Below are 16,111 nucleotides of genomic sequence, written 5' to 3'. Positions count from 1 at the left end.
AAGGTAATAATAATGAATAAATGGTTTCTGCTCGATAATGGGAAAATTAAAGGTCCTTTTGATTTAACTGAAGCACAGGCATTGGTGGCAACTAATCCATATCTATATGCATGGCAGCCGTTATATTCGCACTGGACACCGGTCAATCAAATTAGCCATTTTAATGTTGCTGCTGATATTCCTCCTCCTCCACTCGATATTCCTGAAGAGTTAAGGTTAGCTTTTGTAGAAGAAGAGCGTCAAATGTTGACTCAGTTAGATAAACTAGACTCGGAACTTACGCCAATTAGTGATGATATTTCTGAGGTGTCAGTAGAATTAAATCGTTATCTAGAATTAACCCAGAGCTTAAATAGTGAAGTAAGTTCGGTTATTGCTAATATTGAACAGCAATTTGCTGCGCTACAACAAAACCTGGCGATTAAAACTAAACTAAATTAAATAAGTACGTTTATACTTTTGTTCGTTAAATGTAATTTCAATAAAAAGAAGAATAAATAATGAATACATGGATTTTTTCAAAAAATGGTAAAGTAACTGAACCTCTAGCAATTGCCGAAGCAAAAAAATATGTTGTAGAAAATCAAGATGCTTATGCTTGGCAGGCTAGTTACACACAATGGTTACCCGTTCATAGTATAAGTGAATTTCAGGCATTATTACCCGAGCCTGAAAACAGCGCCCAAATACCACAAGTCATTATTGATGAGTTTTTTTCGAAAGAACAAACGCTGAATCAATACTTTGATGAAATGAACAAGAAACTTACTGATAGTGAAGATAATGCATCACTCTTTGCACAAGAGATTGAAAATTATAAAAAGCTAACGGCGTCATTAAGTCCTGAAATGAAGGGCAATATTAATGATGTTGAACAGCAATATTTAGCTTTGGAAGCAAAATTAAATAATCTTAAGCAGGTAGTTAATTTATCTCAAACAAAGCTAGACACAGTTGTAAATGAATTTAATGAAAAGGTGTCGACTAAGTCAGTAAAAAGCACTGTTGTGCCACAGCAAGCTCAAAAAACGAAAACTAATGCACCGTCAATTCAATTAGTATCAAAAGACACAGTTAAAGTTGAAACCGAAAAAAGTGCAAAGCCTGAGCAAAAATCTGAAACCGTAAAAAATACAAAGCCTGAACAAAAAGCTGAATCAACTAAAGTTACAAAGGTTGAGCAACCTACAGAAGCTGAAAAAAACTCAAAGGCTGAAGACACTACAGAGCAAAAAGATAATAGCAAAGTAGCGCCTGAAGTGAAAAAAGTACCAACGGCTAAGGTTATTAGTACTCGTGCACCTAAACGCGTTGATATTAAAAAGGTTAATACGCGCCCAAGTGACTCAAACAATAACAATAATACATCTACAGAAGAAGCTGGCGTTACAAAAGAGCAAGCAAGTGAACAAGTAGAAGCCGTAAAAGCATCTAATGATAAAGCTAAGCCTGTGGCAGTAAAAGAACCTACCGTTGAAGCTCAGTTTGAGGGTAAAGAGAAAACAGCTAATGTGGCCAACCCAAGTAATCTGACGACAGAAGAAAACGATGATAAGAATCACAACCTACAGTCTAAACTTGAGTCTGGTGTGAAAAATATCTTCAAATCTGTTTTTACTAAAGAAGAACCTGTAACTTCCAAGAATATTTTTACTGATATCATAGAAAAAGATAACAAAAATGAGGATGTTAAACAGCCAGCCACTGAAGCTGTTAGCGCTGAAGATGAGGCCTTAAAAGCACCACGTAGAAGACGACGAAGATAAAAAGTTAATTTGCATTGTATGCAAAGCAGACGAAAACCTAGCGGATAAACCCTAAGTAAGTTAATACACTTGTATTGAAAATAGCCTCGCATTAGCGGGGCTTTTTTATATAACCTGAACTCTGGGTAATGAGTGCTTGATACTCAAGTGAATCAAAAGTTTAGGTGGTAAAGTAAATGCTATAGCAAAGTGAACATCACAAATAGACACCATTAATGCTTCATTTTATGGCATTGCCCAAGAAAAATGTTTATGGATAGCGAGCTATTTATTGACGCTTTAACGCAGGCAATGGGTTAAAAGGGAGCATTGAGCAAGTGCTGCTTATCCAGAGTTCAGGTTATATATGGTTTAGGGCTTTAGAGCTTTATGACTATATGCTTATTTATCCGTATACATTCCTAGCCCATATAACTAGCTTAGCATTTACATTGTTGCCCCATTCAGTAGCAAGATAGTTTTTTCGCACCAACATGGCGCCTTTTTGTTTTTCTTTTGCACCATATTGGTTCGTTGTTCTTTATTAAAATCAAGCGGATTTTCCTTAAGTTATTATTATAGTTGTACTTTTTAAGTTGGGCATAAATGGTGCTTAGTGTTAGGAAATAATAAAAAATAAATTAACTATGAATGCACTAAAGGTGATCGAATGAAACTAATAACCGCAATTATTAAGCCCTTCAAAATGGATGATGTCCGTGAAGCTCTAAACGAAATTGGTTTAGATGGTATGACAGTAACAGAAGTAAAAGGCTTTGGTCGTCAAAAGGGCCACACTGAGCTTTATCGTGGCGCTGAATACTCAGTAGATTTTCTACCAAAAATTAAGTTTGAAATTGCAGTTAAAGACGATTTTGCTGAGCGTGTTATTGACACTATTGTTAGCTCGGCTCAAACCGGAAAAATTGGTGATGGTAAAATTTTCGTCACCAATATTGAGAATATTACTCGTATTCGAACCGGAGAAGTAGACGACGACGCTATTTAATACTAGCTAGTTCATGTAGAAGTAATAACAAACTCGACTAAAGAGTACATATAGCAAATAGATTTAAATAGTGGATGTAAAAATGAATAAAATATTAATCACACTTATCGCCTTACTGGTTTCTTTACCTAGCTATGCACAAGAGGCAACACTTAACAGTGCGAATACCGCATGGGTATTAACTTCAACCGCATTAGTTTTATTGATGACCTTACCAGGTTTAGCGCTTTTTTATGGCGGTTTAGTTCGTCGTAAAAATATACTTTCAATTTTAATGCAGTGTTTTGCCATTGCAGGTGTTTCATCAATATTATGGTTTATTGTTGGCTACAGTTTAGCTTTTGGTGAAGGTAATGCTTGGATAGGCGACTTTAGTAAAGTGTTAATGGTTGGCATGACAAAAGAAACGCTAGCAGGAGATATTCCTGAAAGCTTGTTTATGTTATTTCAAATGACCTTTGCGGTAATAACACCTGCACTTATTATTGGTGCCTATGCCGAGCGTATGAAGTTTTCTGCCGTATTGTTATTTTCAGGCTTGTGGCTTCTAATTGTTTACGCACCGGTTACTCATTGGGTTTGGGGCGGCGGATGGCTTGCACAAATGGGCGTTTATGATTTTGCTGGTGGTATTGTGGTACATATTACTGCTGGTGTTGCAGCGCTTGTTGCCGCAGTAGTACTTGGTCCTCGTCACGGTTTTCCAAAAACACCTATGCTACCGCATAACTTAACGATGACAGTGACTGGCGCAGGTATGTTATGGGTTGGTTGGTTTGGTTTTAATGGTGGTAGTGCTTTAGCAGCTAATGGAGATGCTGCGATGGCAATGCTAGTTACTCATCTTTCCGCCTCTGCTGGTGCCTTAACTTGGGCTGCAATTGAATGGAAAAAATTTGGTAAAGCAAGTGTACTTGGAGCGGTAACCGGTATGGTTGCTGGCTTAGGTACTATTACACCAGCGTCAGGTTTTGTTGGCCCTGGTGGTGCGTTAATTATTGGTATTTCTGCGGGTATTATTTGTTTTTACTCAACAGTTTATATTAAACAGAAGCTTAAAATTGACGACTCGTTAGATGTGTTTCCTGTTCATGGTATAGGTGGCATATTAGGTACTTTGTTGGCCGGTGTATTTGCTTCTACAGAACTAGGTGCGTTTAGTGGCTTCGGTTACGCAGAGGGTATTACAACTATGCTTGGGCAAGTAACCGTACAGTTAATTGGCATAGGTTCTACAATTGTTTATACCGCTGTTGTATCTTACATTCTGTTTAAAGTAGTAGCGTTAATGACCAAAGGGTTAAGGGTTTCAAAAGAGCAAGAAACTACCGGATTAGATTTAACTGAGCATGATGAAGTTGGCTATAACATGTAATTGAGTGTGCTAACGATATTAATAATCTTGAAAATAAATAACCTGAACTCTGGATAAGCAGTACTTGCTCAATCCTCCCTTTTAAGCCATTACCAGCGTTGAAACGTCGATAAATAGCCCGCTATTCATAAACGTTTTGCCTTGGAAATGGCATAAAATGAAGCATTGATGGTGTAAATTAGTGATGTTCACCTTGCTATAGCATTTACTTTACCACCTAAGCTTTTGATTCACTTGAGTATCAAGCACTCATTATCCAGAGTTCAGGTTAAATAAGATTAAAACAAAAATTGGCTTCAGAATTTGAAGCCATTTTTTTATCTGAAATAACACGGTTAAATATTTATTGTAGTGTTTAATCACTATTTATAGGTAAGTAATTTAATAATTTATTATCTCAATGGCATTTAATTAGTAATTAGCGGTGATATTTCTTGAAAAACGTATATTTACTCTACTCTAACGTTAATTTTTTGTGTAAAATCGTTCACCATTTTATTAATCGAAAAAGTCTAGCTAAAGGCCAAATTAGGCCGATGTTAATGCCCTATATTTTTGTACTAAAACTATGGGCGCTTTGAACACGCTTTAGAGGAACTCATGAATTTAGACGATATTATATTGCAGGCAGAACAAGCAATTGCAGCGGCGACTGATCCTGCAGAACTTGACCAAGTTCGCGTTAATTTCTTAGGCAAAAAAGGTTTGTTCACTGAGCAAATGAAAGGCCTAAGCAAGTTACCAAAAGAAGAAAAGCCCAAAGCGGGTCAAGTGATTAACATCGCTAAACAGCAAGTACAAAAATTGTTGACTGAACGTGGTGAATTATTACGTGCCGCTGTTATCAAGCAACAACTTGCTGCTGAATCTATCGATGTAACATTGCCTGGTCGTGGTGATGAGTTAGGTGGATTGCACCCAGTAACACGTACAATCGAAAGAATTGAAAGCTTTTTCGGTGATTTAGGTTTCTCTGTTAAACAAGGCCCAGAAGTTGAAGACGACTTTCATAACTTCGATGCTTTAAATATTCCTGAACATCATCCTGCACGTCAAGATCACGATACGTTCTACTTTAACCCTAAGTTAGTGCTTCGTACGCAAACGTCTGGTGTACAAATACGTACCATGGAAAAAGAACAGCCACCTTTGCGTATTATTTCTCCTGGTAAAGTTTATCGTAACGATTATGACCAAACACATACGCCAATGTTTCATCAAGTTGAAGGCTTAATGGTTGATAAAGACGTAAGTTTTACGCATTTAAAAGGTGTGTTGCATGACTTTTTACATCACTTTTTTGAAGAAGAAGTAGAAATTCGCTTCCGCCCATCATATTTCCCATTTACTGAACCTTCTGCTGAAGTCGACATTATGGGCAAAAATGGCAAATGGTTAGAAGTATTAGGCTGTGGCATGGTGCATCCAAATGTACTGCGCAGCGTTGGTATTGACCCTGAAGTTTATACCGGCTTCGCTTTCGGTATGGGGGTTGAGCGATTAACCATGTTACGTTACGGCGTAAATGACTTACGCTCATTCTTTGAAAATGATCTTCGCTTCTTAAAACAGTTCAAGTAGGAAAGCCATATAATGAAATTTAGTGAATCTTGGTTACGTGAGTGGGTTAATCCTGCTATATCTTCAGATGAATTAGCATATCAAATTACCATGGCTGGTCTAGAAGTTGACGCCGTAGAACCTGTAGCGGGTGAATTTACCGGTGTGTTAATTGGTGAAGTGGTTGAATGTGGCCCTCATCCAGACGCAGACAAATTACAAGTAACAAAAATTAACTTAGGCCCAGACTTTAATGACGGTGAGTTAGTCGATATTGTTTGTGGCGCTAAAAATTGTCGTTTAGGTTTAAAAGTAGCCGTTGCCACTGTTGGTGCTGTATTACCGGGCGATTTTAAAATCAAAAAAGCAAAGCTTCGCGGTGTGCCATCACACGGAATGTTGTGTAGTGAGTCTGAAATTGGTTTATCTGAAGACTCTAATGGCATCATGGAATTAGCAAACGATGCGCCTATTGGAAAGTGTGTTCGTGAGTACCTTGATCTTAACGATGTAACCATTGATGTGGACTTAACTGCTAACCGTGGCGATTGCTTAGGCCTTAAAGGTTTAGCACGTGAAGTAGGTGTATTAAATAGTTTAAGTGTAACCGAACCTGAAATAACGCCAGTATCTCCAACGATTGAAGACACGCTTGAAATTACATTGTCAGCTGAAGCTGCTTGCCCACGCTATTTAGGTCGTGTAATTAAGAATATTAATATCGAGGCACAAACACCTTTATGGATGGTTGAGAAGCTACGTCGTTGTGGTACGCGTTCAATTGATCCTGTGGTTGATGTAACTAACTATGTATTGCTTGAACAAGGCCACCCAATGCATGCTTTTGACTTATCAGCAATAGAAGGTGGCATTAACGTACGTTTCGCTAATGAAGCAGAAAAACTAACCTTGTTAGATGGTAATGAAGTTACATTATCAACACAAACCTTAGTAATAGCTGATAACACAAAAGCATTAGCAATGGCGGGTATTTTTGGTGGTTTAGCATCAGGTGTTACTAGCGAATCAAAAGATATTTTCTTAGAAAGTGCTTTTTTTGCACCTTTAGCTATCTTAGGTAAAGCACGTCAATATGGTTTACATACTGATGCATCGCACCGTTATGAACGTGGTATTGATCCACAACTTCAGCATGATGCTATGGAACGTGCTACACAATTATTGCTTGAGATTGTTGGCGGTGAAGCCGGACCTATCGTTGAAGCCGTTTCAAAAGATAATATTCCAGCTGAAAAAACAGTAACACTGCGTAGAGCAAAGTTAGATGCTCGTATTGGTCATCATATTAAAGATGCTACCGTTAGCGATATATTAACGCGATTAGGCTTTAACGTTACTGAAAGCGGAACAGAACAAGACAAAGTGTGGACTGTTGTTGTACCAGCATATCGTTTCGATATCAGTATTGAAGTTGACTTAATTGAAGAAGTTGCTCGCATATTTGGTTATAACAATATTCCTAATGTTTCGCCAAAAGCAACGTTAGCGATGCGTGAGCAAAAAGAAGCGCAGTTGCCGGTAAGTAAATTACGTAACGTTTTAGTTAATCGTGGTTACCAGGAAGCGATAACTTATAGTTTTGTAGATCCAAAAGTACAAGCGCAATTGCACCCGGGTCAAGCGACCATGACTTTGCCGCATCCTATTTCTTCTGAAATGTCAGAAATGCGTGTAAGTTTATGGACGGGATTATTACAATCGGTTGCCTATAATCAAAATCGTCAACAAGCGCGTGTACGTTTATTCGAAACTGGTTTGCGTTTTATTCCAGATAACAGTGTAGAAAATGGCGTTCGCCAAGACAACATGATTGCAGGTGTTCTTAGCGGCCAACGCAGTGAAGAACATTGGGATATTGAAAAAGCAGCTTCAGACTTTTACGACATTAAATCTGATGTACAAGCATTGCTAGGATTAACGAATAACGAAAGTGACTTTATTTTTTCAAAGGCAGAAATTGACGCTTTACATCCAGGGCAAACCGCCGCTATTCATAAAAATGGTGTACTGGTTGGTCATGTTGGTGCCTTACATCCTGAATTAGAACGAAAATTAGGCCTTAATGGACGCACATTAGTTTTTGAACTTTTATTGAGCGAAGTTTGTACACAAAATATCCCTCAAGCACGCGACATATCTCGCTTTCCGGCGAATAGACGTGACATAGCTGTAGTGGTAGATGAGCAAGTTAGTGCAAATAAAGTACTACAACTTATTGAAAAGGTTGGCGGAAATTATTTAGTTGATCTAAACTTGTTCGATGTATACCAAGGTAATGGTATAGAATCTGGTTTTAAGAGCTTAGCAATAGCAATGACATTGCAAGATAATAATAAAACCTTAGAAGAAAAGGATATCACTGACGTAGTTGACCGAGTGGTTGATACCTTAAAAACTGAACTAAATGCATCTCTGAGGGATTAAATAATGGCGCTAACAAAAGCAGAAGTAGCAGAACATTTATTTGAAAAAGTCGGGCTAAGTAAGCGTGACGCAAAAGATATGGTTGAAGTGTTTTTTGAAGAAATTCGCGAAACCTTAGAATCAGGCGAGCAAGTTAAATTGTCTGGTTTTGGTAATTTCGACCTACGTGTTAAAAGTGAACGTCCTGGTCGTAACCCTAAAACAGGTGAAGATATTCCAATTTCAGCGCGTAAAGTAGTAACTTTTCGACCTGGCCAAAAACTTAAAAGTCGCGTAGAAGACGGTAATAGCGAATAATACCAAATGTAATAAGTTATTGACCAATTTTAAGCGAGGATAAATTGTTCAATAATACATGTTTATTGTTCCAGACTAAACATAAGTACCTGCATCCCTGCAGGCAAGGCGTTTGATTGAGTTATAGTGAGCTATTGGGATTGAAAGCAACGCAGTTATTGGCGATTTAAACCGCCTTAAAATTATCGATTATTTATTTCAATTGGTATAAGTTAGCAAGTCAGTTTTGTAGTTAGTACAGTAATAAAAAAGGTTGCTTAGGCAACCTTTTTTATTGCTTATTTTTTGCAAATGTAAATGTGATGCCAAGTTAATGAATTAGCTGCTGACTTTTACTTAATGTAAAAGTTGAACGCTTAATTAATCAAGTTAGTATTAACCGTTGATTAGGGTTGAATAGGTTTTTCTTTTTTTTCTTTGAAAGGGAGTTTAACTGCAAAAATAGTAAGCTCTTTAAGTAACAATGCCCCAATTGCCAGTGTCGCACCTGTCGCAATAGCATTTAACTCAAGTGGAATAGCCATTGAAAAGTTCTCAGCGGTCCCTGAAGCTATTTGCTTGTCTAAATGCCAAATAATTTGGTATACACTGTTGAGATAATCTGATTGAGATATTTGCGTTAAATGATTTGCTAAGTAGTCCACACGTAAAGATAAATGTTCAATTAACTCGCCCGTGCTGATAATTGAAGCTTCAGTATTTTCTTTATAGCGTGCAATCATCGTGACTAAACTGCCGTCAAAGTGTTGCTGTGCTATTACTTCAAATTGAGCAAGTTGCGATTGAGCTTCGGCTAAATGACCACCAAGGCGTTGTTGATATTGCTGCATAAACTCAGGCAGCTGCACACCTAAAATAAATGTAACCGTGAAAAAGCAACGATCAATAATATTGTTAAATACCGTCAACATAATGATAAGTTACCCGATGGAAAATATAGTGTTACGTTAGCACAATTAATGACAAAATTCAGCGCAAAAAAACTAAGTCAGTGTTAGGTTTTAAATTATTAATTGCCTAACAGTGATAATATAGCGTGACGTAAAATCGTTAAGTCACATTAAATTCACTTGGAAGTTAACCACAAAAATGCGCAGATCATCACATCATAGCGAACATGAAGTTACTACTTTTAATTGGCATGTAGTTAAATTGCTATTGCCTTATTTATTTGAATTTAAGGCGCGTATATTTTTTGCCTTAGCTTGTTTAGTGTTAACCAAAGTAGCCAGTGTTTACCTGCCATTTATTCTTAAAGACATTGTTGATATTTTAGATAAACAACAAGAAAACCGTATTTACCTTGTGCCATTTGCATTAGTTGGGGCATACGGCTTGGTCAGATTAACCATCGTACTTTTTGCCGAAATTCGTGACACTTTATTTGGTCGAGTTACCGAACGGGCAATCCGACGTATTGGTTTAAAAGTTTTTCAACATCTACACAAATTAGATTTAGACTTTCATTTGAATCGTCAAACGGGTGGCTTATCGCGTGATATAGATCGAGGTACCACCGGCATTAATTTTTTAATGCGCTTTATGGTCTTTAATATTATTCCCACCTTAATAGAAATAACCATGGTCGTGGGGATTTTATTTTTTAACTATGGTATTTGGTTTGCGCTCATTACCTTATCTTCTATCGTGTTGTATGTTGCTTATTCAGTGTATGCAACAGACTGGCGAACTCGTTTTATAAGAGAAGCCAACAAGGCAGATTCATCGAGTAACACGCGTGCAATTGACAGCCTACTAAATTATGAAACCGTTAAATATTTTACTAATGAAGACTTTGAAGCAAAATCTTACGATAGCCAATTAGCTAACTGGGAACAGGCAAAAATGAAGAATCGTTTATCTTTATTTGCCCTAAATGGTGGCCAAGCGTTGATTATATCGTGTGCAATGACCGCAATGTTAGCTTTAGCTGCCTACCAAGTAACCCACGAGGAAATGACTTTAGGTGACTTTGTTTTGATCAATGCTTTTATGATGCAGCTATTTATTCCGTTGAACTTTCTAGGTTTTGTTTACCGTGAAATTAAAGGTTCATTAGCCAATATAGAGCAAATGTTTGATCTGATGCTAAGAAAACCTAAAGTAGAAGACAATGCACAGGCTAGCGAATTAAACCTAACGCAGGCGGAAATTAAATTTGAAGATGTATCGTTCGCCTATAATGTTAAAAGGCCTATTATTAAAAACATATCGTTTACCATAAAAGCAGGGCAAAAGGTTGCTGTAGTAGGTGAAAGTGGCTCTGGAAAATCAACACTAGTGAAGTTGTTATTTAGGTTTTACGATTGTGACAGCGGTAAAATAGCCGTAGATGGACAAGATATTCGTCTCGTTACACAGCACTCATTAAGAAAAAATATTGGCATAGTGCCACAAGATACCGTGTTATTTAATGATACGCTTTTTGAAAATGTACAATATGGAGCACCAGAGGCAAGTGCTGAAAACGTACATAATGCCTTTAAACTAGCACATTTATCTGACTTTGTTTCAAGATTACCTGAAGGCGTTGAAACTATAGTTGGAGAGCGTGGCTTAAAGTTATCAGGAGGTGAAAAACAACGAGTTGCTATTGCGCGTACTATTTTGAAGAACCCGAAAATTTTAGTGTTCGACGAGGCAACATCTTCACTTGATAGCCAGTCAGAACAAGCCATATTACGTGCCATTAAAGAAGTTGCTGAACATAGAACTAGCTTGGTTATTGCACATCGTTTATCAACTATTGTCGATGCTGATAATATTATTGTTATGCAACAAGGTGAAATTGTCGAGCAGGGTACACACCAGCATTTAATCACTGAAAAAGGTCATTATTATAGAATGTGGCAATTACAACAATCAGACAACAGTGAATAGCTCTACTACGACTTGCTAATCAGTATGAATAAAGAAAGAGAAAAATTGAGTAAAATGTTATGACGGTAATACATGAAATAGAGCAAACCAAGCAATGGTTAACTCAGGTTATTATCAACCTGAACTTCTGCCCATTTGCTAAGAAAGAGTTTGTAAACCAAACCATTCATTATCATGTAAGTGAGAAAGCACAGCTAAAAACTGCTTTAGTTGAGTTTTTAGCGCAATGCCATTACTTAAATGATAATCCAGCCATTGAAACAAGTTTGTTAATTTACAGTGATGGTTTTAGAGATTTTAACCGTTTTCTTGATTTGGTTGATGACAGCAATGACCTTATTGTTGAACATGGCTTTGAAGGGATATTTCAAATAGCGACCTTTCATCCAGAATACTGCTTTGCTGATGCTGATTACGATGATGCCAGTAACTATACCAACCGTTCTCCATACCCTACATTGCACTTAATTCGCGAGCAAAGCATGGAACGCGTGCTCAGTGTATATAAAAACCCTGAAGCTATTCCTGAAAATAATATTGCCTTAGCTGAAAAAATGGGAGCAGAATATTTTCAGTCTTTACTACATAAAATTAGCAATAGTTAGCAAAGATTAAATCAACTTAAAAATCCTGCTTAGTTTTCATATTGCTAATAACTTTTCTTTGCTATTCACACCGTACTTTGAATTACGATATACTGGCAACAATTTAGATATAAGCGTCACTTGTGCGCTTACTCATTAGGTATATTTTTGTGGAAAAACTTCCTGTTGTAAAAGTTGGTGGTAGCGTTGAAGAAGCTGTAAAAGGTGAATATTCTCTTGATGTAGTAGCAATATTAAAAGAAGCATGGCAATTAACCTTAAAGTCACGCATGTCGATTAATTTAGGGCTACTGACTTGCCTTGTTATCGGTATGTTAGTGTCGATTATAGTCAGTAGTCAACTCGGTGGTATAGAAGTGGCGATTCAAGACCAGCAGTCTGCCACTTTACTTAATATTATCGTTACTTTAGTGGTTTACCCCTTTATTGTTGGTGTAGAAATGATGGGCGTATTTCACTCTGTTGGTTTGGAAACCAAACCAAAATTGATTTTTGGTTTTTTAAAACGCGGCAGTTGGGTGGCGGTTAGCGCCTTACTCACCTCTACTTTAGTTACTATGGGTTTAGCTTTGTTCTATATACCCGGTATATTTTTAGCTGTGGCATTATCGTTAGTTTTACCTTTAGTGGTAGAAAAGCAAATGTCACCGTTAAAAGCCATAACGGTAAGCATTCAGGCTACACGTTTTCAATGGTTTAAAATATTTTCAATTTACTTAATTCTAGCCTTGGCTGTCATGGTTGCCGCTTTACCTGTAGCCGCCGCAGGTGCTTCAGAGTTAGGTTTTGTTGCTATCGCATTTTTTCTTTTCTGTTTGGCTTATTTAGCGCCGCTTTTTTACAATGTGAAAGGAATTTTATATCGCGAAATATTTGGTTTACAAATACAAGCCGATGCACAAAAAAGTAATAATATAAATGACACATTTTCAGCTTAGAACAATCGCTTCTTACGATAGAGTAAAGTCGAACATGCTCTATACTAAAAATAGGTGCACAAGGAGTAATTGTTTTGGTAAACATTAAAAAACAAAATATTTTAGGGTTTATATGTTTAGTGCTGTTAGGCGCAGGACTAGTGGCACCTTTTAGTTTTTTAAAGCTAGAAGAAATCAGTATTATTAGCTCGGAAGAAAAAACAGTCCCGAAAAAAGTCATTAAAAAAGTGGTTAAGAAGGCAGAGAAGCCTCTGCATGATGTTAAGTTACCCAACTTTGCTAAGATCCGCGATGTAAAAGAGAAAAAGCGTAAATTTTTTGCCTTTATTAAACCTGCAGTTACTGCCGAAAATAAAAAAATATTGGCTAAGCGTGCAGAGGTAGAACGTTTAATCGAGCAGTTAACTTTAGAACAACCCTTCAGTGTTGAAGATGAAGCGTTAGTGGCTAAGTTAGTCAACGATTATAAGGTCAGTAAAAAGTTTTCACTATTAAAGCAGCTTTACGAACTTCAACTTAAAGTCGATGTGATCCCGCAAGCGCTTGTTTTAGTGCAAGCAGCCAATGAGTCTGCGTGGGGTACTTCTCGATTTGCTAGAATTGGTTTGAATTTTTTCGGTGTTTGGTGTTATAGCGAGGGCTGTGGCATGGTACCAAATAGCCGTAACTCCGGTGCCGCACATGAAGTAGCGGCATACAGCTCGGTAAAACAAGGCGTTGAGCGTTATTTACATAACATTAATACTCATCGTGCTTATAGCGTATTTAGAGTTATTCGTGGCCAGTTACGAGAACAAAACCAACCCTTAGTGCCCGAAATACTGGCAACAGGATTAACCGCATATTCTGAACGTGGTGCTGATTATGTGTTAGAACTGACAGAAATGATCCGCCATAATCGACCTTACTTTGGAGCAACGATTAAACAAAATCATTAATGTTTCCCATGTAAAGCTTCTAACCATTATAAAACTGTGGTCGCTATAAATGGTTATGCCGTTCGCAATAAATGCAATACCGAACGGCGAGTTTTACATAATTAGTCAGAGCCGAATATAAAATTCAGTCTTTTCCTAGCCTTACCTAGACTAAAAAATTAAATTATTAATCGTAAGTTAAGTTTAATATTGCTAACTAACCTGAACTCTGGATAAGCAGCACTTGCTCAATGCTCCCTTTTAAGCCATTACCTGCGTTAAAACGTCGATAAATAGCGCGCTATTCATAAACGTTTTGCCTTGGAAATGGCATAAAATGAAGCATTGATGGTGTCTATTCGTGATGTTCACCTTGCTATAGCATTTGCTTTACCACCTAAGCTTTTGATTCACTTGAGTATCAAGCACTCATTATCCAGAGTTCAGGTTAACTAAGCTCATGTGGTTGTCAGAAAATATTATAAGTTACTTGACGTTATCAAAGATAATTTGTTGATAAATCGTTGAGCTTACTTAATTTCAGTTACGTTTAATAAATCTGCAGCTTGTATACTCACGGCTGTTTTTTCTGGCGCTGCTGGCGTGAATGTTTCTTGATCAAAAGCGGTATCGCCGCCATCAATAATGCCAGAGTTTGCGTTAATGCCTTTAAAGTCGAAAAGTTCACTGTCACATAAATGTGAAGGAACAACATTTTTAATAGCAGTAAACATTGACTCTATACGTCCTGGGTGGTTTTTATCCCAGTCTTGCAACATTGCCTTGATGTTTTGACGTTGTAAGTTAGGCTGTGAACCACACAAATTACAAGGAATAATCGGAAACTGTTTTAATGCCGCATACTGAATAAGCTCTTGTTCTTTACAGAATGCTAAAGGGCGAATAACAACATGTTCACCGTTGTCAGATACTAGCTTAGCGGGCATTGATTTTAACTTACCACCGTAAAACATATTCAGCATTAATGTTTCTACCATGTCGTCACGATGATGGCCAAGTGCAATTTTAGTGGCACCTAATGCTTTAGCGGCTTTGTACAATAATGCACGGCGTAAGCGAGAGCATAAGCTACAAGTGGTTTTACCTTCAGGGATTTTTTCTTTTACGATTGCATAGGTGTCTTCTTCAACAATTTTGTAAGCCACCCCTATTGATTCAAGGTAATTTGGTAAAATGTGCTCAGGAAACCCAGGTTGTTTTTGATCAAGGTTTACCGCAATTAAGTCGAAATTAATCGGGGCTGACTCTTTTAAACGCATTAATATCTCAAGCATGGCATAGCTGTCCTTGCCACCCGACACACAGACCATGATTTTATCGCCATCTTCAATCATATTATATTGAGCAATGGCTTGACCAACATGACGGCGAAGACGCTTTTCAAGCTTGTCTAGTTGAGTGTTTTGGCTTGGCGTTAGGGCTGATGTTAAAACTGCGCTCATAATAATTTCCTGATAAATATTGGCGCGTAGTATAGCGGAACTAACGGTTTGAACAAAGTTGAACTTAATGAAATTTTTTATCTAATTTATGCTGATGTTTTTAATGCCTTTGCTACTTGTTCCGCCCAAACAGAATAAGCAAGCGATGATGGATGAAAACCATCTTGAGCTAAATATTGTGGCGCAAAAGGCATGTTAATGGTTAGCACGCTGCATTGATTATAATCTGTTGAAGTTAAAGTCATTAACTCATTAAGTTTTTTTGCTCTTAACCCTAACCACCACCTTAATGGTTGCAGTAAGCCAGTAAACAAGTGCATAGGAGGTATCGCTGTCATCAAAACTTTTGGGTTATCAAATTTGACGTTACATAAGTCTACAATAGTCTTGATATTACTAACCCATTGGTGCTGCTTTGTTAAGCCAGTAACATCGTTTACACCAATAGATACTAGAACAAAGTCAAATCTTTGGTTTTTGATATTCTCAATTTCACTTATTAAAGCTGTTGATGTTAAGCCTGTAGTCGCCACTAGTTGCCAATTAACGGTGTTGTTAGTCGCAAGGTTCGCTACTAACTGACCTGATAAGGCATTTTTTTGTGCTTTTGTGCCAACACCGGCCGAGGCAGAATCACCTATAATTAATAAGTTAATCTTCTTACCACTACCTGCAGTGCCTGAACGCTCACCTAATGCTTCAGGTAGCTTTATCATACTAACGCGAACCCATACTGCTTGTAAAAGCAATATAGGCATTATTAACAAAGTACTGATGCAATAAAGAATATGAGTAAGTGGCTTTTTTATCTGCAACGCTAAAACCCTAACGGGAACGGTAAATTATAGTTATAACGTAAAATATATTCGAAGACAAA

At 37.4% G+C, this 16,111-nt stretch carries 14 protein-coding genes; 11 read left to right on the top strand and 3 right to left on the bottom strand.

What is annotated here, in order from left to right; translation table 11 throughout:
• The first annotated feature begins 12 nt into the window (after positions 1-12).
• The 7 genes from AC27H3_RS06955 (at position 13) to AC27H3_RS06925 (ending at position 8,431) form a co-directional block, all read left to right on the top strand.
• The gene (locus tag AC27H3_RS06955; RefSeq protein WP_487104817.1) at positions 13-441 is read left to right on the top strand and encodes a GYF domain-containing protein; all 429 of its coding nucleotides are present in this window, start codon (positions 13-15) and stop codon (positions 439-441) included.
• A gap of 59 nt (positions 442-500) precedes the next feature.
• Positions 501-1,766 carry a hypothetical protein gene (locus tag AC27H3_RS06950; RefSeq protein ID WP_487104815.1) on the top strand — a complete coding sequence of 422 codons (1,266 nt, stop codon included), beginning with the start codon at positions 501-503 and terminating at the stop codon, positions 1,764-1,766.
• Between the two features lie 649 nt (positions 1,767-2,415).
• On the top strand, positions 2,416-2,754 hold the full coding sequence (locus AC27H3_RS06945) for a P-II family nitrogen regulator (protein ID WP_085304380.1): 339 nt from the start codon (positions 2,416-2,418) through the stop codon (positions 2,752-2,754).
• Positions 2,755-2,836: 82 nt separating this feature from the next.
• Entirely contained in the window at positions 2,837-4,129 is a 1,293-nt protein-coding gene (locus AC27H3_RS06940; protein ID WP_487104813.1) for an ammonium transporter, read from the top strand.
• 600 nt (positions 4,130-4,729) lie between these two features.
• Positions 4,730-5,710 carry a phenylalanine--tRNA ligase subunit alpha gene (gene pheS / locus AC27H3_RS06935; protein ID WP_085304378.1) on the top strand — a complete coding sequence of 327 codons (981 nt, stop codon included), beginning with the start codon at positions 4,730-4,732 and terminating at the stop codon, positions 5,708-5,710.
• Between the two features lie 12 nt (positions 5,711-5,722).
• Positions 5,723-8,134, top strand: a complete 2,412-nt coding sequence (gene pheT, locus AC27H3_RS06930) for a phenylalanine--tRNA ligase subunit beta (RefSeq protein WP_487104811.1) — start codon at positions 5,723-5,725, stop codon at positions 8,132-8,134.
• Between the two features lie 3 nt (positions 8,135-8,137).
• Positions 8,138-8,431, top strand: a complete 294-nt coding sequence (locus AC27H3_RS06925) for an integration host factor subunit alpha (protein WP_085304376.1) — start codon at positions 8,138-8,140, stop codon at positions 8,429-8,431.
• 386 nt (positions 8,432-8,817) lie between these two features.
• Here AC27H3_RS06925 and AC27H3_RS06920 read toward each other — a convergent pair whose 3' ends face one another.
• The gene (locus AC27H3_RS06920; RefSeq protein WP_487104809.1) at positions 8,818-9,342 is read right to left on the bottom strand and encodes a DUF2937 family protein; all 525 of its coding nucleotides are present in this window, start codon (positions 9,340-9,342) and stop codon (positions 8,818-8,820) included.
• A gap of 178 nt (positions 9,343-9,520) precedes the next feature.
• Here AC27H3_RS06920 and AC27H3_RS06915 point away from each other — a divergent pair, with 178 nt between their 5' ends.
• The 4 genes from AC27H3_RS06915 to AC27H3_RS06900 all read left to right on the top strand — a co-directional run bounded on the left by AC27H3_RS06915 (position 9,521) and on the right by AC27H3_RS06900 (position 13,792).
• A complete protein-coding gene (locus tag AC27H3_RS06915) occupies positions 9,521-11,311 on the top strand; it encodes an ABCB family ABC transporter ATP-binding protein/permease (RefSeq protein WP_487104807.1) in 1,791 nt (596 codons plus the stop codon).
• Positions 11,312-11,370: 59 nt separating this feature from the next.
• Positions 11,371-11,916, top strand: a complete 546-nt coding sequence (locus AC27H3_RS06910) for a DUF1415 domain-containing protein (protein ID WP_487104805.1) — start codon at positions 11,371-11,373, stop codon at positions 11,914-11,916.
• A 149-nt stretch (positions 11,917-12,065) separates the two neighbouring features.
• On the top strand, positions 12,066-12,854 hold the full coding sequence (locus AC27H3_RS06905) for a hypothetical protein (protein ID WP_487104803.1): 789 nt from the start codon (positions 12,066-12,068) through the stop codon (positions 12,852-12,854).
• Between the two features lie 74 nt (positions 12,855-12,928).
• Positions 12,929-13,792, top strand: coding sequence for a glucosaminidase domain-containing protein (locus tag AC27H3_RS06900; protein WP_487104801.1), 864 nt, complete (start codon positions 12,929-12,931; stop codon positions 13,790-13,792).
• A gap of 509 nt (positions 13,793-14,301) precedes the next feature.
• On the opposite strand, the gene ttcA is transcribed toward AC27H3_RS06900, so the two are convergent.
• Both ttcA and AC27H3_RS06890 read right to left on the bottom strand, forming a co-directional pair.
• Positions 14,302-15,234 (bottom strand): tRNA 2-thiocytidine(32) synthetase TtcA, encoded by a 933-nt coding sequence (gene ttcA / locus AC27H3_RS06895; protein ID WP_487104800.1) that lies wholly within the window; start codon positions 15,232-15,234, stop codon positions 14,302-14,304.
• A gap of 86 nt (positions 15,235-15,320) precedes the next feature.
• Positions 15,321-15,950 carry an SGNH/GDSL hydrolase family protein gene (locus AC27H3_RS06890; RefSeq protein ID WP_487104798.1) on the bottom strand — a complete coding sequence of 210 codons (630 nt, stop codon included), beginning with the start codon at positions 15,948-15,950 and terminating at the stop codon, positions 15,321-15,323.
• Positions 15,951-16,111: the final 161 nt, after the last annotated feature.

This window comes from Colwellia sp. NW0002-52-1 (genome assembly GCF_057550865.1).
Note: the sequence above shows the minus strand (reverse complement) of the source record. Positions and strands in the feature narration are given on the sequence as shown.

Excerpts from the sequence above, each read along its gene's own strand:
- AC27H3_RS06915 (WP_487104807.1), top strand. The coding sequence starts at position 9,521 with ATGCGCAGATCATCACATCATAGCGAACATGAAGTTACTACTTTTAAT.
- AC27H3_RS06925 (WP_085304376.1), top strand. The coding sequence starts at position 8,138 with ATGGCGCTAACAAAAGCAGAAGTAGCAGAACATTTATTTGAAAAAGTC.
- pheS (WP_085304378.1), top strand. The coding sequence starts at position 4,730 with ATGAATTTAGACGATATTATATTGCAGGCAGAACAAGCAATTGCAGCG.
- pheT (WP_487104811.1), top strand. The coding sequence starts at position 5,723 with ATGAAATTTAGTGAATCTTGGTTACGTGAGTGGGTTAATCCTGCTATA.
- AC27H3_RS06955 (WP_487104817.1), top strand. The coding sequence starts at position 13 with ATGAATAAATGGTTTCTGCTCGATAATGGGAAAATTAAAGGTCCTTTT.
- AC27H3_RS06910 (WP_487104805.1), top strand. The coding sequence starts at position 11,371 with ATGACGGTAATACATGAAATAGAGCAAACCAAGCAATGGTTAACTCAG.
- AC27H3_RS06920 (WP_487104809.1), bottom strand. The coding sequence starts at position 9,342 with ATGTTGACGGTATTTAACAATATTATTGATCGTTGCTTTTTCACGGTT.
- ttcA (WP_487104800.1), bottom strand. The coding sequence starts at position 15,234 with ATGAGCGCAGTTTTAACATCAGCCCTAACGCCAAGCCAAAACACTCAA.
- AC27H3_RS06940 (WP_487104813.1), top strand. The coding sequence starts at position 2,837 with ATGAATAAAATATTAATCACACTTATCGCCTTACTGGTTTCTTTACCT.
- AC27H3_RS06950 (WP_487104815.1), top strand. The coding sequence starts at position 501 with ATGAATACATGGATTTTTTCAAAAAATGGTAAAGTAACTGAACCTCTA.
- AC27H3_RS06945 (WP_085304380.1), top strand. The coding sequence starts at position 2,416 with ATGAAACTAATAACCGCAATTATTAAGCCCTTCAAAATGGATGATGTC.
- AC27H3_RS06890 (WP_487104798.1), bottom strand. The coding sequence starts at position 15,950 with ATGATAAAGCTACCTGAAGCATTAGGTGAGCGTTCAGGCACTGCAGGT.